The organism is Mesorhizobium sp. WSM4829, from assembly GCF_055811475.1.
Map to the genome: position 1 here is coordinate 1 of NZ_JBVVQJ010000046.1, position 24,291 is coordinate 24,291.

Below are 24,291 nucleotides of genomic sequence, written 5' to 3' on the forward strand. Positions count from 1 at the left end.
CCCCCTCGCGCGCAATGCGCAAAACTGTTCGCGATGTCCTCGCACACCTGTTCGCGATGTCTCCGGTCCAAACACCCTTGTGGGAGAAGGTGGATCGGCGCGCAGCGCCGAGACGGAAGAGGGGTGTTGGACGGAGCGCGTCGCAGCCAAGCTGGAACACCCCTCATCCGACCTCGCTTCGCGAGGCCACCTTCTCCCACAAGGGGAGAAGGAAGAGCGAAGGGAGAGCCGCGCAAACCTTGTCTTGTCATGCCGGCCATGGTAGCGAACGCCCGATTTCAATCCGGTCAGCAACGCTGCCGAGGCAAAAGGACAAAGGCTTATGGCCAGCAATGACGACGCGCCGATCGGCGCGGCCAGTGGCAACGGCGACGCGACGCAGCCTTCGCTCAACGTGCTTGCCCAATATGTGAAGGACTTTTCCTTCGAAAGCCCCGGCGCGCCGAACTCGCTGCGCGGCCGCGACAAGGCTCCCGGCATCGCCATCAACGTCAATGTCAACGCCAACCCGCTTTCGGACAAGCAGTTCGACGTCAATCTGACGCTGAACGCCAAGGCGTCCTTCGACAAGGAAGTGCTGTTCAACGTCGAGCTGGTCTATGGCGGTGTGTTCGCCATCAGCGGCTTCCCGCAGGAGCACATGCTGCCGCTGCTGTTCATCGAATGCCCGCGCCTGCTGTTCCCGTTCGCCAGGCAGATCATCGCCGAGGCGACACGCAATGGCGGCTTCCCGCCGCTGATGCTCGATCCGATCGATTTTGCGCAGATGTTCCAGCAAAAGCTGGCCGAGGACCAGGCGGCCAGCAAGGTCAAGGCGAGCTGAGAAGGCTATCTTGGTAGGTTTGAAAAGCCCGGCGCGAAGCCGGGCTTTTTGTTGAGAACCCGGCGGGACAGCACCCCCCTCTGTCCTGCCGGACATCTCCCCCTCAAGGGGGGAGATTGGCAGCCCAAGCGTCTTCGCTCATTCCAGCAAGGTTGGCGATTGGCGAAAGCCGGTGTGAAGTCCGATCTCCCCATTGAGCGGGAGATGGCCGGCAGGCCACAGGGGGCCGACCGGGCGCACTCGCCAAAATCGCTATGCCGCAGAACTCGCTTCCCGGGCGACGCGCAGCCAGAGCGCCTTTTCGCCTAATGTGCCGACCATGCTCGCGTGCGCGGCGCGCTCCGCCTCGGTCAGGCGAGACGGCAGCGCTATCGGCCGTGCAGCGATGCTGATGTCGATGCCGTCGACGTTTCTCCTGCCGCCGGCCGGCGCCGTGGCGCTGTCGAGGATGAGCGCCGCCTGCTTGCCGCCGATGAGCTCGATATAGACCTCGGCCAGCAATTCCGAATCGAGCAGCGCGCCGTGCTTGGTGCGGCGGGCATTGTCGATGCCGTAGCGCCGGCACAGCGCGTCCAGCGAATTGGGCCCCATCGGATGCTTGCGGCGCGCCAGCGCCAGCGTGTCGACGACAAGTCCGGGGTCAACGACCGGGTGGCCAAGCCGGCCGAATTCGACATTGAGGAAAGCGATGTCGAAGGAAGCATTGTGGGCGACCAGCTTGGCGCCGTCGATGAAGGCAAGGAACTCCTCGGCGATGTCGCTGAAGGTCGGCTTGCCCATCAGGTCGGCGGCGCTGATGCCATGAACGGCCTGTGCCTCGGCATGGATCGATCGTCCCTGCGGATTGATATAGTGGTGGAAGGTGCGGCCGGTCGGGAAACGGTTGACCAGCTCGATGCAGCCAAGCTCGATGACGCGGTCGTCGCGGAAATCGAGGCCGGTGGTTTCCGTATCGAAGATGATCTCGCGCATTGAATCAGTCCGTTGGGTCCGGCGTTGGTCCAGCCGAATCATGATGGGAACAAATTGGCAACATATTGCGCCGGGCGCAAGCGCCGTTAAGCAGGCTTGCCGGCTTTATCCCCGACCAGTTTCGCGACGATCGCATTGACCGCCGCGCGCGCCGCATCAAAACCTTGTCCGGTGTCGATGACGAAATCGGCACGCTCACGCTTTTCGGCGTCGGGAACCTGCCTGGCCAGGATCGACGCCAGTTTCTCCTCGCTCATGCCCGGCCGCGCCAGCACGCGGGCGCGCTGGATGTCGGGCGACGCGGTGACGACCACGACCTTGTCGACACGGTCGCGGCCGCCGGTTTCGAACAGCAGCGGGATGTCGAGAACGACAAGCGGCGCGCCGGCGGCCCGGTGTCTGGCCAGGAAAGCGTCGGCGTCGGCGCGGACCAGTGGGTGGATGATCGCTTCCAGCCGTTTCAGTGCGGCTGCATCGCCGAGCACCCGCTCGGCCAGCCTGGTGCGATCGACGGAGCCGGATTTCGCCGTTCCGGGAAACGCCGCCTCGACCAGCGGAGCCGCCTTGCCGGCGTAGAGGCGATGCACCGCCTCGTCCGAATCGTGGACAGGCACGCCGGCCTCGGCAAACATCCTGGCCGTCGTCGACTTGCCCATGCCGATCGATCCGGTGAGGCCGAGCACGATCATGTTTTTTTACTCCCTGGCGCCGAGATCGGCGACGATCATCTGCCGCAATTCGGCAGTGACCTCGGGCCTGATGCCGAACCAGCGCTCGAAGCCGGGCGCCGCCTGGTGCAGCAGCATGCCGAGCCCGTCGACGGCTTTCAGGCCGCGCGCCTTGGCGGCGGCCAGCAAGGGCGTTTCCAGCGGCACATAGACAATGTCGGTGACGATGGCATGGTCCGGCAACCTGGCCGGATCGGCGGACAGGCCTTCATTGCCGTGCATGCCGAGCGCTGACGTGTTGACCAGCAGGCCGGCATCGGCAAGCAGCTCGTCGGTCGCCGCCGTGCCGTGGGCCGAAACCCCGGCGCCGAAGCGGTGGCGCAGTTCCTCGGCCCGGGCGAGCGTCCGGTTGATGATGCGGATGTCACTGATGCCGCGCTGCTTGAGCGCATGGATGACCGCACGGGCGGCGCCGCCGGCGCCAAGCACCACCGCTGGGCCGTTTGCGGCCCAGCCCGTCGCATGCTCGTCGAGATTGGCGGAAAAGCCATGGGCGTCGGTGTTGCCGCCGTACAAAATTCCGCCCTCGAGCCACAGCGTGTTGACGGCGCCGATCTGTTCGGCCGCGTCGTCGCGGCGCGCCGCCAGCGCGAAGGCGGCCTCCTTGTGCGGGATGGTGACGTTGCCGCCACGATAGCCATTAGCCTCAAGTGTTTCGACGAATTCGGCAAAAGCCTCCGGCCCAACGTCGATCGCCCGGTAGCTGCCGTCGATGCCGTATTTCGCCAGCCAGTAGGCGTGGATCTTCGGCGACCGCGAATGCGCGACCGGATGACCGGTGACGAAGGCCTTTTTCGCGGCCTCAGCCATCGATGGCTCCGAACTCGCGCAGCTTGGCCAGGACAGGCAGAAGCGGCAGGCCGACAATGGTGAAATAGTCGCCCTCTACTCTTTCGAACAGCTGGATGCCCTCGCCTTCGATCTGGTAGGCGCCGACGCTGGACAGCGCCTTGGCGCCGACGCGCGCCAGATGGCGGCCGATGAAGGCCGGATTGAGCTTTCGCATGGTCAGGCTGGCGACGCCGACATGCCGCCACAGAACTGCGCCGTCGCGGGCCAGCACCACGGCGCTGTTGAGCTGATGGGTCTTGCCCGACAGCGCCAGGAGATGGCGGCGGGCGGCTTCCATGTCGGCCGGCTTATGAAACACTTCGTCGCCGAGCGACAGCGTCTGGTCGCAGCCGAGCACCAGGGCGCCCGGCTTTCGCTCGCTGACCTCGGTGGCCTTGGCCTCGGCCAGCACCAGGGCGACGTCCTCAGGCGAGGCACCGCTGCCCTGCAAGGGCGCTTCGAGCGCGCGCTCGTCGACTGCCGCCGGAACCGCCTCGACCGCCACGCCGGCATTGACAAGCAGCGCCTTGCGGAACGGGCTGCCCGAGGCAAGGATGATTTTTTCGGCCATTTTTATCGCCTGATCTTGCCTTCTCCCCTTGTGGGAGAAGGTGGATTGGCGCGCAGCGCCAAGACGGTTGAGGGTGTTGGAAGGATCGCCGTCGGTGCCAAGCTGGAACACCCCTCATCCGACCTCGCTTCGCGAGGCCACCTTCTCCCACAAGGGGAGAAGGAAAGGACCGCCCACAGCACAATCGCCCGAAGCCTAGCGCGTCTTTCCCCGCAGGGCAACGATCGCTGCCGCCGTCTCCTCGATCGAGCGGCGGCTGACGTCGATCATCGGCCAGCCATGCCGCGTGCAGATCTGGCGGGCGTAGGCGAGTTCCTCACTGATCGCCGCGCGGTCGACATAGTCGGTCGGCTCGTAGGCACTGGTGTTGCCGAGGATGCGGTTCTGGCGCACCTGCGAGATGCGCTCGGCGGTGGCGATCAGCCCGACGATCAGCGGCTTGGTGGCGTTGACCAGGCTTTCCGGCACTGGCACGCCGATCACGATCGGGATGTTGGCGGTCTTGATGCCGCGATTGGCGAGATAGATGCTGGTCGGCGTCTTCGAGGTGCGCGAAATGCCGACGAGCACGATGTCGGCGTCGTCCATATTGGCAGGCAGCTGGCCGTCATCATGCTCCATGGTGAAGTTGAGTGCGTCGATGCGGCGGAAATATTCGGCGTCCAGCACATGCTGGGCGCCGACACGGCGGCCGGCCGGAGTGCCGAGATAGGACTGGAACACGGTCAGCACCGGTTCCAGCACGGAGACGCAAGGCAGGCCCATGGCGGCGCAGCGTTCGTCGATGCCGCGGGCGAGCTTCTGGTCGACGACCGTATAAAGGATGATGCCCGGCTCCTCCTCGATGTCCTCGAACACTTTCGTCACCTGCTTTTCGGTGCGGATCAGCGGGTAGATATGCTCGATGGCGCGCGCGTCCTTGTATTGCGCCGAAGCCGCGCGCCCGGCCGCCAGCAGCGTTTCACCGGTGGCGTCGGAAATCAGGTGAAGGTGAAAGAAGCTCTGGGGTTTGTTCACAGGGGTATGTTCCAAGCTGTGGGTCGATGTGGATAACGTCGGTCGGAAAGATCGGCCGGTTCGGGGCGACTGTATCAGATGCCGGTTTGTCCACAATTCGATGCGCTATTCGCTTCGTCGGGCGGCTGGGGACAAGTCCGGGGACGGGCTTTTTCGACTCGGCCTCATCCACAGGGCCATTTTCTCCAGGCGGGCGGTAACGCATTGTTCCCAGTCGGGAATTTCCAACTGTCCCCAAACTCCTCCTATGCGGCAAAAGAAGCACGCGACAATATGCTGGCTGGCCTTTTCCGGAGCAAGGCGGGACAGCAAACAACCACCGATACCAACAGACTCTTAGAATCATAAGATTCCTAGAAATAGAATATTTAATTATAGAGAAGCCTGGAGAGGCGAGCGCTGAATGCCTGAAAACCGCATCATGCTGGACGTGTTGAGAGGCAAGACGGTATCTCCGCCGCCGCTCTGGATGATGCGGCAGGCCGGCCGCTATCTGCCGGAATATCGCGAGACACGTAGGCGGGCCGGATCGTTCCTCGATCTTTGCTATAATCCCGATCTTGCCGTGGAAGTGACACTGCAACCGATCGAGCGTTTCGGCTTCGATGCTTCGATCCTGTTTTCCGATATCCTTGTCGTGCCGCATGCGCTGGGCCGCGACGTGCGCTTCGAGGAGGGCCGTGGGCCGCTGTTGAAGCCGATCTCGGCGACGGAGATTGCAGCTCTCGACGGCGAAACGTTTCACGTGAATCTCGAACCGGTCTACGAGACGGTCAGGCGATTGCGGGCAAAACTGCCTGATCAAACGACGCTGATCGGCTTCTGCGGCGCGCCGTGGACGGTGGCGACCTATATGATCGCCGGCCATGGAACCTCAGATCAGGCCCCGGCCAGGCTTTTTGCCTATCGGGAGCCAGCGGCTTTTCTGCAGCTGCTGAGCGTGCTCGCCGATCACTCTGCTGCCTATCTGATCCGCCAGATCGAAGCCGGCGCCGATGTGGTGCAGATCTTTGACTCGTGGTCCGGCGTGCTCGACGAAGTTTCCTTCGAGGCGTTTTGCGTCGGGCCGGTGGCGGAGATCGTCAGGCAGGTCCGGGCCGTCCATCCCGACATTCCGATCATCGGCTTTCCCAAGGGCGCCGGCGCCCATTACCGCAGCTATCGCCAAAAAACCGGCGTGACCGGGCTGGGGCTCGACTGGACCGTGCCGTTGACGACGGCGAAGGAACTGCAGCGCGACGGCGCCGTGCAGGGCAATCTCGATCCGTTGCGGCTGGTGGCCGGCGGCAAGGCGCTTTCTGACGGTGTCGACGCAATCCTGGAAGCACTGGGCGATCGACAGCTGATCTTCAATCTCGGCCACGGCATCACGCCGGAAACGCCGATCGCGCATGTCGAGGCGATGGTGAAACTGGTCCGGGCGCATCGATGACCGACATGAACAACGCCAACAGTGGTGCGGGCAGCAGCGGTGGTGCAGCGATGCGTCGAGCAGCGATCGCCATCGTCATCTTCCTCGTCCTGGCGGCGCTTCTGTTCCTGTTCGGGCCGGATGATTTCTATCCCTGGGCGAAGGCGATCCATGTCATCGCCGTCATCTCCTGGATGGCGGGCATGCTCTATCTGCCGCGGCTGCTGGTTTATCATGCCGATGCGGAAAAAGGCTCCGTCCAGTCGGAGACCTTCAAGGTGATGGAGCGCCGGCTGCTGCGCGGCATCATCAATCCAGCCATGATCATCACCTGGGCGTTCGGCCTCTGGCTGGCCTGGAAAGGCTTTGGTTTTCAGGGTGGCTGGCTGCATGCCAAGATCGCCGCGGTGCTCGGGCTCTCGGCGGTTCACGGCTATCTGGCCGGCGCGGTACGCAGATTCGCCGAGGACCGCAACGAAAAGCCGGCTCGGCACTGGCGGATCGTCAATGAGATCCCCACATTGCTGATGATCGTCATCGTCGTGCTGGTCATCGTGAAGCCATTTTGACGATTTGTGTCTGTTTCGGGCGTTTGCGCTGCCCCCTCACCTGCCTGCCGGCATCCTCTCCCCGTATAGTGACTGTATAGTGACGGGGAGAAGGTCCCGGCAGGGGGTTGAGGGGCGGTGCCGAGATTCGCAATTGATCGCTTCCAAGCGGCTTGCTCTTTCAGTCGACCAACGATAAAAGACGGGTCTTCCTTCCCGTCATGCGCCGCCCCATTCATCGCTTCGGCCGCGCCCGGCATTTGTCGCATCCCGCCGATATTTTCCCCATACTTACTCACTCAGAGTCCGTCTAATGATGCAAGAAATGAAACTCACAGAGTTCAAGAACAAGAAACCGCCAGAGCTGATCGCTTATGCCGAATCGCTCGAGGTCGAGAACGCCAGTGTCATGCGCAAGCAGGAACTGATGTTCGCGATCCTGAAGCGGCTGGCGACCCAGGATATCGAGATCATCGGTGACGGGGTCGTCGAAGTGCTGCAGGACGGGTTCGGCTTCCTGCGCTCGGCCAATGCCAATTACCTGCCAGGCCCGGACGATATCTACATCTCGCCGTCGCAGATCCGCCGGTTCTCGCTGAAGACCGGCGACACGGTCGAGGGCCCGATCCGCAGCCCGAAGGAGGGCGAGCGCTATTTCGCGCTGCTCAAGGTCAACACGATCAATTTCGACGACCCGGAAAAGATCCGCCACAAGATCCATTTCGACAATCTGACGCCGCTTTACCCGACCTCGCGGCTGAAGATGGAAATGGACGTTCCGACCTCGAAGGACATCTCGGCCCGCGTCATCGACCTGGTGGCGCCGCTCGGCAAGGGCCAGCGCGCCCTGATCGTGGCGCAGCCGCGCACCGGCAAGACGGTGCTGTTGCAGAACATCGCCCATTCGATCACCACGAATCATCCCGAATGCTACCTGATCGTGCTGTTGATCGACGAGCGGCCGGAAGAAGTCACCGACATGCAGCGCTCGGTGAAGGGCGAGGTCGTCTCCTCGACCTTCGACGAGCCGGCGGTGCGCCACGTCCAGGTCGCCGAAATGGTGATCGAGAAGGCCAAGCGCCTGGTCGAGCACGGGCGCGACGTCGTCATCCTGCTGGATTCGATCACCCGCCTCGGCCGCGCCTACAACACCGTGGTGCCGTCATCCGGCAAGGTGCTGACCGGCGGTGTCGACGCCAATGCGCTGCAGCGGCCGAAGCGCTTCTTCGGCGCCGCCCGCAACATCGAGGAAGGCGGCTCGCTGACCATCATCGCCACCGCGCTGATCGACACCGGCAGCCGCATGGACGAGGTCATCTTCGAAGAGTTCAAGGGCACCGGCAACTCGGAAATCGTGCTCGACCGCAAGGTGGCGGACAAGCGCATCTATCCGGCCATGGACATCCTCAAGTCCGGCACCCGCAAGGAAGATCTTTTGGTCGCCCGCCAGGACCTGCAAAAAATCTTCGTGCTGCGCCGCATCCTGGCGCCGATGGGCACCACCGACGCCATCGAGTTCCTCATCGACAAGCTCAAGCAGACCAAGACCAACGCGGATTTCTTCGATTCGATGAATACGTAAGGGGCTGGCGCCTCTTGCCTTCTCCCCCTGCGGGGCAAGGTGGATCGGCGCAGCATCCCTCTCCTATCCGCGCCGCAACCGACGCTCGAGTTCCTCGGCGTCCGTTATCACCGGCAAGCAGACCTGCCCCGTGCACAGCCAGGCGCCGGGCTTGCTCGTTGGCGGCAGAACGCCGCCTGGCAGCATCGGCAGGTTTGTCGCCGATCCGACCGGCACGATCGTGTCGATCCGGCGCGGGTCGGGACTTCGATTCGCAACCGGAACAAGCCCCGGATTCTCTGGGCCATCCACCAGCACCAGCTTCAACGGCTCGAGCGCCAAGGCACAGGCGTTGACGATCCCCGCCTGGCCATAGGCCTGATGCGCCGCACGGCCGGCGGCGTGTTCGGCGATCCTCCAGGTCTTTTCCTGCAATTCGAGATCGCCGGAAAGCGACGACAATCGAACCATGGCCTCGATGATCTGGCCGGTGGCTGACGGAATGGCCTCGTCGGCATCGCCCCTGATGCGGATCGGCACGTCGCTGCTGTCCGACGCGGTCAGATAGTAGCCGGTGTTGTTCTCACCACTATGCCATTGATCTAGTTGCGCAATGAATTGGCCGGCCAGTTTGGCGTAAGTCGATGTGCCGGTAGCCTCGAACAGCGAGATCGCGGCGTTGGCCATGGCGGCGTAATCGCTCGACAGCGCCGGAAAAAGCTTCTTTGCGCCAAACATCGAATGCGGCAGGCGGCCGTCTCGGCCAACGCTGGCAATGGCAGCAAAGGCCTGTTCCGCCGCCTCGATCCAGTCGATCCGTTTCACGGCGCGCCCGGCTTCGGCGAGAGCCGCGATCACCAGACCGTTCCAGTCGGTCAGGATTTTTCCGTCACGCCCGGGCCTGACGCGCTGCTCCCTGGCCGCCAGCAGTTTTTCTGTGAGCGGAATGAGCCGGTCGCGATCGGCGACGCTTTGTGTTTGCTCGGCCGCAGTCTGGTGGATGATCGGCTTGCCCTCCCAGCCGTGCGGGCTGGAAAGCGTGAAGTATTGGAAAAACAACGCCGATTCGTCACCGAGAGCAGTTTCGATCTCATCCCTGCTCCAGGTGTAGAACAGCCCCTCCTCACCTTCGCTGTCGGCGTCGAGGCTGGCGGCGAAAGCACCGCCATCGATGCGCATCTCGCGCAGCAGCCAGTCGATCGTCTCTTCGATTCGTATCCGGAACAATTCATTGCCGGTCGCCGCAAAAGCCCAGTTGCACAGCCGGATGAGCTGCGCGTTGTCGTAGAGCATCTTTTCGAAATGCGGCACCAGCCATTCGGCATCGGTCGAATAGCGGCTAAGACCGCCGCCGACATGGTCATAGATGCCGCCCGCCAGCATCTTTTCGAGGCTGAGCAGGACAGCGTCGCGATGGGCTGTGGCGCCGTCGCGCAGCCAGGACAGCCACAGCGTCTGCATGAACGGCGCATTGGGGAATTTGGGCGCGCCGCGCAGGCCGCCCAGATCCCTGTCGATCATGCCGTCGATGCCGTTGGCGAGCGTCGCGAGCGTGTCGCGGTCGAGCACCGCCTTGGCATGGCTGCCGGCCAGCCGCGCCTCGACGTGCGTGGTCAGGCCGTCGGCGCTTTGGTTAACGCTTTCTTTCTTCCCGCGCCACGCCTTGTCGACCGCCTCCAGCACCTGGACGAAGCCCGGGCGGCCGTAACGGGCTTCGCGCGGAAAATAGGTGCCGCCCCAGAAAGGTTTTCCGTCCGGTGTCAAAAACATTGTCAGCGGCCATCCGCCCTGCTCGCCCATCGCCGACAATGCCGCCATATAGATCTGGTCGATGTCCGGCCGCTCTTCGCGATCGACCTTGATATTGACGAACAGACGGTTCATGACGGCGGCGACGTCGGCGTTCTCAAAACTCTCGTGCGCCATGACATGGCACCAGTGGCAGGCGGCGTAGCCGACCGAGAGCAGGATCGGCCGCTCAAGCGCCCTTGCTTCGGCGAGCGATGCCGGCGACCACGCCCGCCAATGCACGGGGTTGTCGCTGTGCTGCTGCAGATAGGGGCTGGCCTCTTCGGCAAGCAGGTTTTTCGGGGGCAACGTCACTGTTGATAACTCGGCAATCTGTTGGTGAACAAGCGAAGCTAGGGCGGTTGTGCTGGGTCGGCAAATGATTTCAGGTAATTCCATTGTTGCCCTGTCGAGCGGCCGCCTGCCCGCCGGGGTTGCCGTGATCCGCATTTCCGGTCCGCAAAGTCGATTCGTCGTAGAAACGATTGCTGGCCCCAAGGTCAAGAACCGTGTTGCCGCCTATCGCCAGTTCAAGGCGCCGGACGGATCGGTGCTCGACAGCGGGGTGGTCGTTTTCTTTGCCGGCCCAAACAGCTTTACCGGCGAGGATGTCGCCGAATTCCACGTCCATGGCGGGCGGGCCGTGGTGGCGAAGATGCTGGAGGTGATCGCCGGCTTCGACGGCGTCAGACATGCCGAGCCTGGCGAGTTCACCCGCCGCGCCTTTCTCAATGGCAAGGTCGATCTGGTCGAGACCGAGGCGCTGGCCGATCTCGTCAATGCCGAGACCGAGGCGCAGCGGCGCTTTGCCGTGCAGAATGCCGAAGGCGTGCAGAGCGAGCTCTACCTCGCCTGGCGCCGTCGGCTGATTCATGCACGGGCGATGATCGAGGCAGAAATTGATTTTGCCGACGAAGACGATGTGCCCGGTTCCGTTGCAGAGACGGTCTGGTCCGACGTCCGCGCGATGATCGGCGAGATCGAGCGTCATGTCCAAGGCTTCCGGGCCGCCGAAATCATCCGGGACGGCTTTGAGGTCGTCATTCTTGGTGCGCCGAATGCCGGCAAATCGAGCCTGTTCAACGCTTTGGTCCGGCGCGATGCGGCAATCGTCACCGAAGAGCCCGGCACCACCCGCGATCTGCTCGAAGTGGTGCTGGATCTGGAGGGGATGCGCATAAGAGTGACCGATACCGCCGGCCTGCGCGATACGCCCGGCAGGATTGAGGCGATCGGCATCGAAAGGGCGAGGAGCAAGGCCGGCACTGCCGATTTGTTGCTGATGCTCGAGGATATGGTGGAGCCGGTGCCGATCGGCGCAATACCACCTGATGTCCCGGCCTTGAGGATCGGGACGAAGGCCGATTTGCTGCGGGATGAATCGCTTGTGGCGCGATACGACGCGGTTATCTCGACCAAGGATGGCACCGGGCTGGCGGAATTGCTGGCCGAGATCGGCCGTCGCGCCGCAGCGCAGGTCGGCCAGGCCGGCGATATCCTGCCGTCGCGGCTGCGGCACGTCGAACTGCTCAACGAGACGAAGTGCTTCTTGCTGGCGGCAGCGGCAGAGGATGGGCGCGGGCAGGAATTGCGGGCAGAGGAATTGCGGCTGGCGGCGGATCGGCTTGGCCGCATCGTCGGGGCGGTCGATGTCGAGGACATGTTCGACGTCATCTTTGCGCAGTTCTGCATCGGCAAATGACTCACGTGAAACATTGCGGGCTGGCCGGCTTTGGATGATTCACGTGAAACGTCGGCCAAGAACACGGTCGGCACTGTTTCACGTGAAACAATCCACCAGGGCAATCGCCTCATTCTACGCTCCGGGCCGACGTGCGGCTCTCTTTCTCCCCTTGTGGGAGAAGGAGGCCTCGCGAAGCGAGGTCGGATGAGGGTGCTCCAGCTTGGCACCGACGGCGCTCCGTCCAACACACCCTCTTCTGTCTCGGCGCTGCGCGCCAATCCACCTTCTCCCACAAGGCCCACAAGGAGAGAAGGGAAAGAAGGCGCCAGCTGTTCTTGACACCACGTCCTGACGGGGACATGTGTCGGTCAACCTTGAATCTGGAACACTAAAAATGACCGATCACTATGATGTGGTTGTGGTAGGTGGCGGCCATGCTGGTTGCGAGGCGGCCAGTGCTGCCGCGCGCGCTGGCGCGAAGACTGCCCTGGTGACGCTGCGCTTCGAGACGATCGGCGTCATGTCGTGCAATCCGGCGATCGGCGGCCTCGGCAAGGGCCATCTGGTCCGCGAGATCGACGCCATGGACGGGCTGATGGGGCGCGTCGCCGATGCGGCCGGCATCCAGTTCCGTCTGCTCAACCGCCGCAAGGGCCCGGCCGTTCGCGGGCCGCGGACGCAAGCCGACAGAAAACTCTATCGGCTCGCCATGCAAGCGGCGATTCGCAAACAGGCGGGCCTCGACGTGGTCGAGGGCGAGGTTCTGGATTTCGAAATCGCCAATGAGCGCCTGGCGACGGTGCTGCTGGCGGATGGCCGCCGGCTTGGCTGCGGCGCCGTGGTGCTGACCACCGGCACTTTCCTGCGCGGGCTGATCCATATCGGCGAGAAGAAGATCGTTGCCGGCCGCATGAACGAGCAGGCCAGCCTCGGCCTGTCGGCGACGATGAGCCGCGCCGGCTTCAGGCTCGGGCGGCTGAAGACCGGCACGCCGCCGCGGCTGGACGGACGAACGATCGATTGGGCGTCGCTGGAGAGCCAGGCGGCGGATGACGACCCCGTGCCGTTCTCGCTGATGACCGACCGCATCGACAATCCGCAGATCCATTGCGGCATCACGCGCACAACTGGAGCGACACATGAGCTGATCCGCGCCAATCTGGGCCGGTCGGCGATGTATTCCGGCTCGATCGAAGGGGTGGGGCCGCGTTACTGCCCGTCGATCGAGGACAAGATCGTCAAGTTCGGCGATCGCGAAGGCCACCAGATTTTCCTCGAGCCGGAAGGGCTGGACGACGATACCGTCTACCCGAACGGTATTTCGACCTCGCTGCCGCAGGACGTGCAGCTCGACATTCTAAAAACCATTCCGGGCCTTGAACGCGCCACCATGCTGCAGCCCGGCTATGCCATCGAGTACGACCATGTCGACCCGCGCGAGCTCAAGCCGACGCTGGAAACCAAGCGGATCGCCGGTCTTTTTCTGGCCGGGCAGATCAATGGCACCACCGGTTACGAGGAGGCGGGGGCGCAAGGATTGTTGGCCGGCATCAACGCCGCGCGCAAAACGTCGGCAAGCGATCAGATCGTGCTCAGCCGCACCGAGGCCTATATCGGGGTGATGGTCGACGACCTGACCAGCCGCGGCATCGCCGAACCGTATCGGATGTTCACTTCGCGGGCCGAGTTCCGGCTGTCGCTGCGGGCGGACAACGCCGATGAGCGGCTGACGCCGCTGGCGATAAAGCTCGGGATAGCCTCGCAGGAGCGGATGCAACGGTTTAGTGATATCGTGCAGAACCTTGAAAAGGCGAGGGACCTTGCGCTTGGCTTCACCATGACCCCCAATGAAGCGGCGCGTCATGGGCTGGAGATCAACCGGGACGGGGTGCGCCGCTCGGCCTATGAATTGCTGGCCTATCCCGGCGTCGACGTCGCCTGGCTGGCCCGGATCGCCCCGCAGTTTGCGGGCATTGACAGCAAAACTGCAGAGCGCCTTGAAACGGAAGCGAAATATTCGGTCTATCTCGACCGGCAGCAAGCCGACGTCACGCAGATCAGGCAAGAGGAGAGCCGATTGATCCCGGCGTCGCTCGACTTTGCTTCCGTTCCGGGGCTGTCCAACGAGCTGAAGCAAAAGATGCTGTCGCGCCAGCCGCGCTCGATCGCAGACGCACAGCGTATGGAAGGCATGACGCCGGCGGCACTGGCAATCATTGTCGCGCATGTCCGCAACGCCGAGGCTGCCACGCGAAGGAATGTTGCGTGAGCGCTGCCTCATGGGCGGGCCTGCAATCGGCTGCCGGTCCGGTTTCACGTGAAACATTCGAACGCCTGCTAGAGTTCGAGACGGTCTTTCAGAAATGGAACCGCCGGATAAACCTGGCGGCGCAGTCGACGCAGGGCGACGTCTGGCGCCGCCACATCCTCGACAGCGCGCAGCTGGCGCGAATCAAACCAGACGCGAAGCGCTGGCTCGATCTCGGCTCCGGTGGCGGTTTTCCCGGCCTGGTGCTGGCATTCCTGCTTGCCGAGCGCGACGGCGCCAGAATCGACCTGGTTGAAAGCAACCGGAAAAAGGCATCGTTCCTGCAAGCGGTCGTCGGCCAGTTCAACCTGCCGGCCAGGGTCGTCGCGCGGCGCATCGACGACGCCTATGCGTTTGTTTCAACACCGCAAATCGTCACGGCCAGAGCGCTGGCGTCGCTTCCGGTGTTGCTCGAACTGGCGGCGCCGTGGCTGACGGCTGGCGCCTATGGCCTGTTCCACAAAGGCCGGGATTACCGCAGCGAGGTGGCAGAAAGCGCTCAACGATGGTCATTCGATCTGGTAGAACATGCCAGCGCGACCGACGCTCACGGCGTCATCCTCGAACTGTCTGATTTGCGCCAACTGACTTAGATCGGCGACCTCGGCATGAATTTCTGGCATAGACCCATGATGAAGAATGGCCCCCGAATCATCACCGTAGCCAACCAGAAGGGCGGCGTCGGCAAGACGACGACGGCCATCAATCTGGCCACGGCGCTGGCGGCGATCGGCGAGCGGGTGCTGATCGTCGATCTCGACCCGCAAGGCAATGCCAGCACCGGTCTCGGCATCGACCGGCGCGACCGCACCGTTTCCTCCTATGACGTGCTGACCGGCGAACTCGATCTGGAGGCGGCGGCGATCCCGACGGCGGTGCCGGGACTGTCTATCGTGCCGTCGACGCTCGACCTGCTCGGCATCGAAATGGAGATCGCCTCGGCGCCAGACCGGGTGCTGCGGCTGCGCAACGCCTTGCGTGCCTCGGCCGAGCGCTCGGCGAATTTTGGCTATGTGCTGATCGATTGCCCGCCGTCGCTCAATCTGCTGACGCTGAACTCGATGGCGGCAGCCGATTCGGTGCTGGTGCCGCTGCAATGCGAATTCTTCGCGCTCGAAGGTCTGAGCCAGCTGCTGGAAACGGTCGAGCAGGTCCGCCGCTCGATCAATCCCGAGCTGACCATCCAGGGCATCGTGCTGACCATGTTCGACGGGCGCAACAACCTCGCCAACCAGGTGGTGCAGGACGTGCGGGCGCATATGGGCGACAAGGTCTATGAAACCGTCATCCCGCGCAATGTGCGAGTCTCCGAGGCGCCGTCCTACGGCAAGCCGGCGATCCTCTACGACCTCAAATGCTCCGGCAGCCAGGCCTATCTGCAGCTTGCCTCCGAGGTGATCCGCCGCGAGCGCAAATTGCGCGCCGCTTAGAAGCTGAATTGATACCGAAACGATCTGGACAGACGATGAGCGAAGACCTTTCGAGAAAAAGACTGGGCCGGGGACTGGCGGCGCTGATCGGCGAAATCGATCGTCCGGCAGCAGTGGAAAAGCCGGGCATGAATGCCGACGGCAAGGTGCCGATCGAGTTCCTGAGCCCGAACCCAAAGAATCCACGCCGGCATTTCGGCGACGCCGACCTGACCGATCTTGCCCAGTCGATCCGCGAACATGGCGTGGTGCAGCCGGTGGTGGCGCGGCCATCGCCGACGCAAGCTGGCCGCTACGAGATCATCGCCGGCGAGCGGCGCTGGCGCGCGGCACAGCGCGCCGGGCTGAGCGAGATCCCGATCATCGTGCGCGATGTCAACGATCGCACGGCGCTCGAACTGGCGATCATCGAAAACGTCCAGCGCACCGATCTCAATCCGGTCGAGGAGGCGATGGGCTACCAGCAGCTGATCGACGATCACGGCTACACCCAGGCCGATCTCGGCCAGGTGATCGGCAAGAGCCGCAGCCATGTCGCCAACACGCTGCGGCTGTTGAAGCTGCCGGACGTGATCCGCGACATGCTGGTCGACGGCGCGCTGTCGGCCGGCCACGCCCGTACATTGGTGACGGCGCAGGATCCGGCGGGCCTGGCCAAGCGCATCGTCGAGGACGGGCTTTCGGTGCGCCAGGCCGAAGCGCTGGCGCAGATGCCGGCGGGTGCGCCGACGGTGAAGCGACAGCCTGCAGCAGCACCGGCACAGAAGGATGTCGATACCCTCGCGCTGGAGAAGCTGATGACCGGCACGCTCGGCATGTTCGTCACGATCGAGCACAACGAGCGCGGCGGCGTGATCAGCGTCGCCTATCGGACGCTGGAGCAGCTCGACGAGCTTTGCCGGCGGCTGAAGAACGAGGGTTGATTAGCCGGCAAAGGGCACCCTATTTGGCAGCGCTTCTGAGCCAATGAATCTTGGCTAACGCGGGCTTGCCGCTTGTCCTGCAGCGTCTGGCGCCGCGCGCAACCTTGCCTTCTCCCCTTGTGGGAGAAGGTGGATCGGCGCGCAGCGCCGAGACGGATGAAGGGTGTTGGACGGAACTCTGCCGGTGCCAAACTGGAACACCCCTCATCCGTCGCCTTCGGCGACACCTTCTCCCACAACAAGGGGAGAAGGGAAGACCCGCCTACCTCTGCCCCAGTCTTGCGCTCTCCACGGCGATGCCGAGCAGCGCCTGTCGGGCCAGCGCGACCGCGAGGTCCGGCCGGCGCCGGGTCTGCAGCACCGCCGTCTGCAGGCGGTTGAGCGCGCGGCCCAGCGCCTGGCTGCTCCAGCGTTCGAGAACTTTTTCGACCAGCTTGCGCCGCGCGAAAAAAACCGGCGGGCGCGCCGCGGCGACGACCGAAGCGGCGTTGCGGCCGCCGGCGTCCATCAGGCCGCGCATTGCCTGGATCGCCTGCAGCTGCCGCATCGCCGACGACAGCACCAGAAAAGCCTGGCCGCCGGACTGGCAGTGACGGGTGAAGGCTATGTCGAAGTCACCGACCTTGCCGTCGAGCAAGGCATCGACGGCGTCATCGAAGGACAGGCCAGAGACGTCGCCCGACGTCGCCTTGACGTCATCGAGGCCGATTTCGCTCTGGCCGTGGGCATAGAGCACCAGCTTTTCGATCTCGCCGCGCGAGGCCAGCCGGTCACCACCGAGGTTGCGGCGCAGCGCCTGGCGGGCTTCCAGCGTCATCGACATGCCGGCCTTGCGCAATTCGTCGTCGATGACCGTATCGATGTCCCGCGCCTCGTCGGCGTAGCACGGCAGCGCCATGGCAATGTCCGCCGCCTCGACAATGGCGCGCAGCCCGACGCCCTTCTTCAGGTCGCCGGCCTCGATCAGGATGATGGCGTCACGGGGCGGCTCCGCGGTCAGCGCCTTGACGTCGTCGGCAAGCGCCTTCTGGCCGGACGCATTGCGCACCCAGAGCAGGCGCCGGTCCGAAAACATCGGCACGGTGCGGGCCTCGTCGAGCAGGCGGCCCTCGTCGCGGTCGACTTCCGAACCGTCCAGCCTGACCACAGAGAACGGATCGTCGAGCGGCAGGCCGGTCTTGCCGGCAAAGGCACGGGCGCGCTCGGCGACCAGCCCGCGGTCGGGCCCGTAGAGCAGGACGATCGAGACACGCTGGTCCGGCCGCGCCAACCACGAATCGACCTCGTAACCTTTCTTCTGTGCCATGGGTTATGGGTTAGCATGATGCGGGCGCGGGGTGAACGGCGGTCGCCCCCTTTCCTTCTCCCCTTGTGGGGCCGAAGGGCGGGCGAGGCCCGTGACTCGCCCCCGGGCGGTGGATTGGCGCGCAGCGCCAAGACGGAAGAGGGGTGTTGGACGGAGTGCCGTCGGTGCCAGGCTGGAACACCCCTCATCCGACCGCTTCGCGGCCACCTTCTCCCACAAGGGGAGAAGGAGACGCCGCGCATTTGTCTTATCTGGCGGGAAACCCGGCGCAATCATGCGCCAAATTGCGCGCAGAGCCGGAAGATCGACAAGAAATTTCGCTGACATATCTTCATCCTGACAGGTGCTGCTGGCGGCGCGGTGGTTGGCGGGAAGCCTTGCCCGACGAATTGGCACTGGTCTGCCGGTGTGCAAGTATCCTGGCCGGGCAACATGGGAGGACGAAGGTCATGGCGGATGCGGGAATGTTGCGCTTCCATGTGCCGGAGCCCGAGGTGCGGCCGGGCGGGACGCCGGATTTTTCTGATGTGGCCATTCCCAAGGCCGGCTCGGTGCCGCGTCCCGAGATCGATGTCGATCCGCGTGATATCCGCGACCTGGCGTTTTCGATCATCCGCGTGCTCAACCGCGCCGGCGAGGCCGTCGGGCCGTGGGCCGGGCTGCTTTCCGACGACGAGTTGCTGGAAGGCCTGCGCCACATGATGACGCTGCGCAGCTTCGACGCGCGCATGCAGATGGCGCAGCGCCAGGGCAAGACCTCCTTTTACATGCAGCACCTCGGCGAAGAGGCGGTGAGCTGCGCCTTTCGCAAGGCGCTGGCGCCGGGCGACATGAACTTTCCGACCTATCGGCAGGCCGGCCTGCTCATCGCCGACGGCTACCCGATGGTCACGATGATGAACCAGATCTATTCGAACGAGGCCGATCCGCTGAAGGGCCGGCAGCTGCCGATCATGTATTCGTCGAAGGAGCACGGGTTCTTCTCGATCTCCGGCAATCTGGCGACGCAATATATCCAGGCGGTCGGCTGGGCGATGGCTTCGGCGATCAGCAATGATTCGAAGATCGCCGCCGCCTGGATCGGCGACGGCTCGACGGCCGAGTCCGACTTTCATTCGGCGCTGGTGTTCGCCTCGACCTACAAGGCGCCGGTCGTGCTCAACGTCGTCAACAACCAGTGGGCGATCTCGACCTTCCAGGGCATCGCCCGCGGCGGCTCCGGCACATTTGCCGCCCGCGGCCTCGGCTTTGGCATTCCGTCGCTTCGGGTCGACGGCAACGATTATCTCGCCGTCCACGCGGTGGCCAAATGGGCGGCGGAGCGGGCGCGGAAAAATCTTGGGCCGACGCTGGTCGAATATGTCACCTATCGCGTCGGCGCGCATTCAAGCTCCGACGATCCGTCGGCCTACCGGCCGAAGGCCGAATCCGACGCCTGGCCGCTCGGCGACCCGATCGTCAGGCTGAAGAACCATCTCATCCAGCACGGCGTCTGGTCGGACGAGCGCCACACCCAGGCCGAGGCGGAAATCCTCGAAACGGTGATCGCGGCGCAAAGGGAGGCCGAGCGCCACGGCACGCTGCATGCCGGCGGCAAGCCTTCGACGCGCGACATGTTCGAAGGCGTCTATGGCGAGATGCCGCCGCATCTCAGACGCCAGCGCCAGCAGGCGGGGGTCTGACCATGCCAAGACGGACCATGATCGAGGCGATCCGCGACGCCATGGACGTCTCGATGGGGCGCGACGAACGTGTCATCGTGTTCGGCGAGGATGTCGGCTTTTTCGGCGGCGTCTTTCGCTGCACCCAAGGCCTGCAGGCGAAATACGGCAAGAGCCGCTGCTTCGACACGCCGATCAGCGAAGCCGGTATCGTCGGCTCGGCCATCGGCATGGCCGCCTACGGCCTGAAACCTTGCGTCGAGGTGCAGTTTGCCGACTATGTTTATCCGGCCTATGACCAGATCGTCTCGGAGGCGGCGCGGCTGCGTTATCGCTCGAACGGCGATTTCACCTGCCCGATCGTGGTCAGGATGCCGACCGGCGGCGGCATTTTTGGTGGCCAGACCCACAGCCAGAGCCCGGAGGCGCTGTTCACCCATGTCTCCGGCCTGAAGGTCGTCGTGCCGTCCAATCCGCATGACGCCAAGGGTCTTCTGATCGCGGCGATAGAGGATCCCGATCCGGTGATCTTCCTGGAGCCGAAGCGGCTCTACAACGGTCCGTTCGATGGCCATCACGAGCGCCCGGTCACGCCATGGTCGAAGCACGAACTCGGCGAGGTCGCCGACGGGCATTACACGGTCCCGCTCGGCAGGGCGGTGATCCGTCGGCCGGGCGCCGCGGTCACCGTGCTGGCCTACGGCACGATGGTCTATGTCGCGCAGGCGGCGGCCGAGGAGACCGGCATCGACGCCGAGATTATCGATCTGAGGACGCTGCTGCCACTCGATCTCGAGACGATCGTCGACTCGGTCAACAGAACAGGCCGCTGCGTGATCGTGCACGAGGCGACGCTGACATCAGGCTTCGGCGCCGAGCTGTCGGCGCTGGTGCAGGAAAACTGCTTCTACCATCTGGAAGCGCCGGTAGTGCGGGTCGCCGGCTGGGACACGCCCTATCCGCATGCGCAGGAATGGGACTATTTTCCCGGTCCGGCCAGGCTCGGCCGCGCGCTCGTCGAAACGATGGAGGCCTGACGATGGCAGGCAGAGCCTCGGACAGATTGCCAATGGTGGCGCCGCCCCTCATCCGCCTGCCGGCACCCTCTCCCCGTGCAGAACGGGGAGAAGGGACTGGCCGCCACGCCGGCGATCTCGCTCTCCCCGTTGTTCACGGGGGTCCGAAGGACGGGCGAGACAAGCGGCTCGCCCCGGAATGGGCAGGGGTGAGGGGCAGCGCCAACCCCTCGGTAAGGGGGACCTGACGATGGGCGAATATGTGATCAAGCTGCCCGATGTCGGCGAAGGCGTCGCCGAGGCCGAGCTGGTCGAATGGCAGGTCAAGGTCGGCGATCTCGTGCGCGAGGACGCGGTGCTTGCCGCCGTCATGACCGACAAGGCGACGGTCGAGATTCCTTCGCCAGTCGACGGCGAGATCGTCTGGCTGGGTGCGGAGATCGGCGACACGGTGGCGATCGGCTCGCCCATTGTCAGATTGAAAGTGGCCGGCGAGGGCAATGTGAAGGCAGCTGCGGAGCCGGGCGGCGAGGCGGCCGCCAAGATTACCGACCGCAGTACCCCCACCCCTGGCCCCTCCCCACAAGGGGGAGGGGGACGCGCTTCGGCCGCCGAAGCCAGTGCCAAAGCGGCACCGCACCCGTCCCCGCCCGGAAAAATCACTGAGCGTGAGGTTGCATCGGCGACGGAATCCCCCTCCCCCTTGTGGGGAGGGGTTAGGGGTGGGGGTCCTGCGCCCGTCGCCGCGCCGCGTCCCGAAGGTGAAAGGCCGCTGGCCTCGCCGGCCGTCCGCCTCAGGGCAAAGGAGGCCGGCGTCGATCTCCGACAGGTCAGGGGAAGCGGCCCGGCCGGCCGCATTCTCCACGAGGACATCGACGCCTTCCTGGCGCGCGGACCGCAGCTTGCGAAGGTCTCCGGCCTCGCCCGCAACGAGGCGGTCGAGGACATCAAGATCATCGGGCTCAGGCGCAAGATCGCCGAGAAGATGGCGCTGGCCAAGTCGCGCATCCCGCACATCACCTATGTCGAGGAGATCGACGTCACGGCATTGGAGGATTTGCGCGCGGCGCTCAACAAGGAGAAGCGCGGCGGCGTGGAGCGGCCGAAGCTGACGCTGCTGCCGTTCCTGATGCGGGCGATTGTCAAGGCGATCGCCGACCAGCCCAAAATCAACGCGCTGTTCGACGACGAGGCCGGCATCGTCCACCAGCATGGCGGCGTCCATATCGGCATTGCCGCGCAGACGCCTTCGGGGCTGGTGGTGCCGGTGGTCAAGCACGCCGAGGCACGCGACATCTGGGACTGCGCCGCCGAGGTTTTCAGGCTCGCCGAGGCGGCCAGGTCAGGCACGGCGGCGCGCGACGAACTGTCGGGATCGACGATCACCATCACCTCGCTCGGCGCCATGGGCGGCGTGGCGACGACGCCGGTGATCAATCATCCGGAAGTGGCGATCCTCGGCGTCAACAAGATGATGGTGCGGCCGGTGTGGGACGGCACCCAGTTCATGCCGCGCAAGATGATGAACCTGTCCTCTAGCTTCGACCACCGCGTCATCGACGGCTGGGACGCAGCGGTGTTTATCCAGCGGATCAAGACGCTGCTGGAGACCCCGGCGCTGATTTTCGTGGATTGAGATGATGAGAACGGTCGCAAAGGCCCCCTCACCCGGCCTCCGCTTCGCTACGGCCACCCTCTCCCCGAGGGGAGAGGAGGTCTCCAAGGCTGGTGCAAGCCTCTTCTCCCCGCCGGGGAGAAGGTGGCCGCGCAGCGGCCGGATGAGGGGGCCCTTCTTCGCCAAAAAGAGCGTGTCGACATGAAGGAAATATCCTGCAAGCTGCTCGTCATCGGCGCCGGTCCGGGCGGCTATGTCTGCGCCATCCGCGCCGGCCAGCTCGGCATCGATACGGTGATCGTCGAGTTCGGCAAGCCGGGCGGCACCTGCCTCAATGTCGGCTGCATTCCGTCCAAGGCGCTGATCCATGCGGCCGAGGAGTTCGAGAAAATCTCGCACATGGCGAGCGGCAAGAGCCCGCTCGGCATTTCAATCGCCACACCGTCGATTGATCTCGAAGCGACCATCGCCTGGAAGGACGGTATCGTTAGCCGGCTGAACAGCGGCGTTGCCGGCCTGCTCAAGAAGGCCGGGGTCAAGACCGTGCATGGCTGGGCGAAATTCCGCGACGGCAAGACCGTCGAGGTCCAGACCGAGACCGGCATGCAGGTGGTCCGCGCCGAGATGGTGGTGATCGCGACCGGCTCGGCGCCGGTCGAGCTGCCGTTCCTGCCGTTTGGCGGTGCGGTGATCTCGTCGACCGAAGCGCTGGCGCTGAGCGAAGTGCCGGAAAGGCTTGCCGTCGTCGGCGGCGGCTATATCGGGCTCGAGCTCGGCATCGCCTTCGCCAAACTGGGCGCCAAGGTGAGCGTGGTCGAGGCCTTGCCGCGCGTGCTGGCGCAATATGATGCCGAGCTGACCCGGCCGGTGGTGAAGCGGCTCACCGAGCTCGGCATCGAGGTGCTTGTCGGCGCCAAGGCCAAGGGCCTGTCGAGCAAGGGCGATGCTCTGCTGGTCGAAACGGCGACCGGCAAGAATAGCAAGATCGCTGCCGACAGGATCCTGGTCACCGTCGGGCGCAGGCCGGTGGTCGAAGACTGGGGGCTGGAGCAGATCGACCTCGATATGGTGGGTAAATTCATCCGCATCGACGACCAGTGCCGCACCTCGATGCGCGGCATCTTTGCCATTGGCGACGTCACCGGCGAGCCGATGCTGGCGCACCGGGCGATGGCGCAAGGCGAAATGGTCGCCGAGATCGTCGCCGGCCACAAGCGCAGCTGGGACAAGCGCTCAATTCCCGCCATCTGCTTCACCGATCCGGAGCTGGTCACCGCCGGCCTGTCGCCGGACGAGGCCAAGAGGCTTGGCGGCGAGATCAAGGTCGGGCTGTTTCCGTTCGCCGCCAACGGCCGCGCGATGACCAAGCTGAGTGAGGATGGCTTCGTCCGAGTTGTCGCCCGCGCCGACAACCATTTGGTGCTCGGCATCCAGGCGGTCGGCCAGGGCGTGTCGGAACTGTCGACGGCGTTTGGCCTGGCGCTGGAAATGGGCGCGCGGCTGGAGGATATCGCCGGCACCATCCATGCCCATCCGACACAAGGCGAGGGTTTTCAGGAGGCGGCGCTGAAGGCGATGGGGCATGCGCTGCATGGTTGAGAGCAGGTGATCTCCCCCCTTGAGGGGGAGATGGCCGGCAGGCCAGAGGGGGTCGGTTCGACCGGATGCGACCTCCCTTGCGACAGATGGAGGTTAGCGCTCTACGCGAGGCGACCCCCTCTGTCGCCTTCGGCGACATCTCCCCCTCAAGGGGGGAGATTACACAGCTCACCCCGCAAGCCGGCTAACCATCTCGTGCTGCGCGTAGGCGCTGCCAAAGCGGTTGGCGAGGAACGCGTCGAGCGCGATGTCTTCCTGCTTGACAAAACCCTGCGCCGGCAAGCTGTCGTCGGCCAGCATGTCGAGCACAGCGCAGATGGCGGAGGCGGTGGTGATCTGGATGGCGCTGCGCACCTTGTCGCCGACGCGCCTGGCGTAGATCTTGTTGGCGTAGGTCTCCTGCAGCAGGGGGGCGCGCGTGGGGGCGCGGGCGGGGGGGGAGACGCAGGCGCCCGGCAGGCGCCGGGCCCGCCCGGGGGGGGGAAAAAAATATTTTAGA

At 64.4% G+C, this 24,291-nt stretch carries 20 protein-coding genes and 1 pseudogene; 13 read left to right on the forward strand and 8 right to left on the reverse strand.

From position 1 onward, the window contains the following. Positions 1 to 322 precede the first annotated feature (322 nt). A complete protein-coding gene (gene secB, locus AC0L17_RS29785; RefSeq protein ID WP_473518402.1) occupies positions 323 to 823 on the forward strand; it encodes a protein-export chaperone SecB in 501 nt (166 codons plus the stop codon). 252 nt (positions 824 to 1,075) lie between these two features. On the opposite strand, the gene dnaQ is transcribed toward secB, so the two are convergent. The 5 genes from dnaQ to AC0L17_RS29810 all read right to left on the reverse strand — a co-directional run bounded on the left by dnaQ (position 1,076) and on the right by AC0L17_RS29810 (position 4,942). Continuing rightward, complete coding sequence (gene dnaQ, locus AC0L17_RS29790) at positions 1,076 to 1,795, reverse strand: DNA polymerase III subunit epsilon (protein WP_473518403.1); 720 nt, start codon at positions 1,793 to 1,795, stop codon at positions 1,076 to 1,078. An 86-nt stretch (positions 1,796 to 1,881) separates the two neighbouring features. Beyond that, a complete protein-coding gene (coaE, locus tag AC0L17_RS29795) occupies positions 1,882 to 2,484 on the reverse strand; it encodes a dephospho-CoA kinase (protein ID WP_027153625.1) in 603 nt (200 codons plus the stop codon). Positions 2,485 to 2,490: 6 nt separating this feature from the next. Then, positions 2,491 to 3,333, reverse strand: a complete 843-nt coding sequence (locus AC0L17_RS29800) for a shikimate dehydrogenase (protein ID WP_473518404.1) — start codon at positions 3,331 to 3,333, stop codon at positions 2,491 to 2,493. Then, entirely contained in the window at positions 3,326 to 3,925 is a 600-nt protein-coding gene (locus AC0L17_RS29805; protein ID WP_473518405.1) for a Maf-like protein, read from the reverse strand. The genes AC0L17_RS29800 and AC0L17_RS29805 overlap by 8 nt, the downstream gene beginning before the upstream one ends. A 195-nt stretch (positions 3,926 to 4,120) precedes the next feature. After that, entirely contained in the window at positions 4,121 to 4,942 is an 822-nt protein-coding gene (locus AC0L17_RS29810; RefSeq protein ID WP_023802686.1) for a pyruvate, water dikinase regulatory protein, read from the reverse strand. A 403-nt stretch (positions 4,943 to 5,345) separates the two neighbouring features. Here AC0L17_RS29810 and hemE point away from each other — a divergent pair, with 403 nt between their 5' ends. The 3 genes from hemE to rho all read left to right on the forward strand — a co-directional run bounded on the left by hemE (position 5,346) and on the right by rho (position 8,483). Continuing rightward, positions 5,346 to 6,374 (forward strand): uroporphyrinogen decarboxylase, encoded by a 1,029-nt coding sequence (gene hemE, locus AC0L17_RS29815; RefSeq protein ID WP_473518406.1) that lies wholly within the window; start codon positions 5,346 to 5,348, stop codon positions 6,372 to 6,374. Continuing rightward, entirely contained in the window at positions 6,371 to 6,922 is a 552-nt protein-coding gene (gene hemJ, locus AC0L17_RS29820) for a protoporphyrinogen oxidase HemJ (protein ID WP_287065686.1), read from the forward strand. The genes hemE and hemJ overlap by 4 nt, the downstream gene beginning before the upstream one ends. Before the next feature lie 295 nt (positions 6,923 to 7,217). Beyond that, entirely contained in the window at positions 7,218 to 8,483 is a 1,266-nt protein-coding gene (gene rho, locus AC0L17_RS29825) for a transcription termination factor Rho (RefSeq protein WP_027153631.1), read from the forward strand. A gap of 63 nt (positions 8,484 to 8,546) precedes the next feature. Here rho and AC0L17_RS29830 read toward each other — a convergent pair whose 3' ends face one another. Then, complete coding sequence (locus tag AC0L17_RS29830) at positions 8,547 to 10,565, reverse strand: thioredoxin domain-containing protein (protein ID WP_473518407.1); 2,019 nt, start codon at positions 10,563 to 10,565, stop codon at positions 8,547 to 8,549. 64 nt (positions 10,566 to 10,629) lie between these two features. On the opposite strand from AC0L17_RS29830, the gene mnmE reads away from it, so the two are divergent. From mnmE to AC0L17_RS29855, 5 genes are all read left to right on the forward strand, one after another. Beyond that, positions 10,630 to 11,952 carry a tRNA uridine-5-carboxymethylaminomethyl(34) synthesis GTPase MnmE gene (gene mnmE / locus AC0L17_RS29835; RefSeq protein WP_473518408.1) on the forward strand — a complete coding sequence of 441 codons (1,323 nt, stop codon included), beginning with the start codon at positions 10,630 to 10,632 and terminating at the stop codon, positions 11,950 to 11,952. Positions 11,953 to 12,328: 376 nt separating this feature from the next. Continuing rightward, positions 12,329 to 14,203, forward strand: a complete 1,875-nt coding sequence (mnmG, locus tag AC0L17_RS29840; protein WP_473518409.1) for a tRNA uridine-5-carboxymethylaminomethyl(34) synthesis enzyme MnmG — start codon at positions 12,329 to 12,331, stop codon at positions 14,201 to 14,203. Further along, the gene (gene rsmG, locus AC0L17_RS29845) at positions 14,200 to 14,835 is read left to right on the forward strand and encodes a 16S rRNA (guanine(527)-N(7))-methyltransferase RsmG (RefSeq protein ID WP_473518410.1); all 636 of its coding nucleotides are present in this window, start codon (positions 14,200 to 14,202) and stop codon (positions 14,833 to 14,835) included. Before mnmG ends, rsmG begins: the two co-directional genes overlap by 4 nt. A gap of 36 nt (positions 14,836 to 14,871) precedes the next feature. Then, entirely contained in the window at positions 14,872 to 15,672 is an 801-nt protein-coding gene (locus AC0L17_RS29850) for a ParA family protein (protein ID WP_084646769.1), read from the forward strand. Positions 15,673 to 15,707: 35 nt separating this feature from the next. Beyond that, a complete protein-coding gene (locus tag AC0L17_RS29855) occupies positions 15,708 to 16,595 on the forward strand; it encodes a ParB/RepB/Spo0J family partition protein (RefSeq protein ID WP_091592076.1) in 888 nt (295 codons plus the stop codon). Between the two features lie 262 nt (positions 16,596 to 16,857). Here AC0L17_RS29855 and holA read toward each other — a convergent pair whose 3' ends face one another. Beyond that, positions 16,858 to 17,901 (reverse strand): DNA polymerase III subunit delta, encoded by a 1,044-nt coding sequence (gene holA, locus AC0L17_RS29860; RefSeq protein WP_473518411.1) that lies wholly within the window; start codon positions 17,899 to 17,901, stop codon positions 16,858 to 16,860. Positions 17,902 to 18,350: 449 nt separating this feature from the next. On the opposite strand from holA, the gene AC0L17_RS29865 reads away from it, so the two are divergent. From AC0L17_RS29865 to lpdA, 4 genes are all read left to right on the forward strand, one after another. Beyond that, positions 18,351 to 19,583, forward strand: coding sequence for a thiamine pyrophosphate-dependent enzyme (locus tag AC0L17_RS29865; RefSeq protein ID WP_473518412.1), 1,233 nt, complete (start codon positions 18,351 to 18,353; stop codon positions 19,581 to 19,583). 2 nt (positions 19,584 to 19,585) lie between these two features. Continuing rightward, entirely contained in the window at positions 19,586 to 20,599 is a 1,014-nt protein-coding gene (locus tag AC0L17_RS29870; RefSeq protein WP_027153639.1) for an alpha-ketoacid dehydrogenase subunit beta, read from the forward strand. A 229-nt stretch (positions 20,600 to 20,828) separates the two neighbouring features. Continuing rightward, on the forward strand, positions 20,829 to 22,214 hold the full coding sequence (locus tag AC0L17_RS29875) for a dihydrolipoamide acetyltransferase family protein (protein ID WP_473518413.1): 1,386 nt from the start codon (positions 20,829 to 20,831) through the stop codon (positions 22,212 to 22,214). Between the two features lie 180 nt (positions 22,215 to 22,394). After that, positions 22,395 to 23,792 carry a dihydrolipoyl dehydrogenase gene (gene lpdA, locus AC0L17_RS29880; protein WP_473518414.1) on the forward strand — a complete coding sequence of 466 codons (1,398 nt, stop codon included), beginning with the start codon at positions 22,395 to 22,397 and terminating at the stop codon, positions 23,790 to 23,792. A 168-nt stretch (positions 23,793 to 23,960) separates the two neighbouring features. Here the strand turns inward: lpdA and AC0L17_RS29885 are convergent. After that, positions 23,961 to 24,291 (reverse strand): annotated as a pseudogene (locus AC0L17_RS29885) (hypothetical protein); the annotation flags it as partial.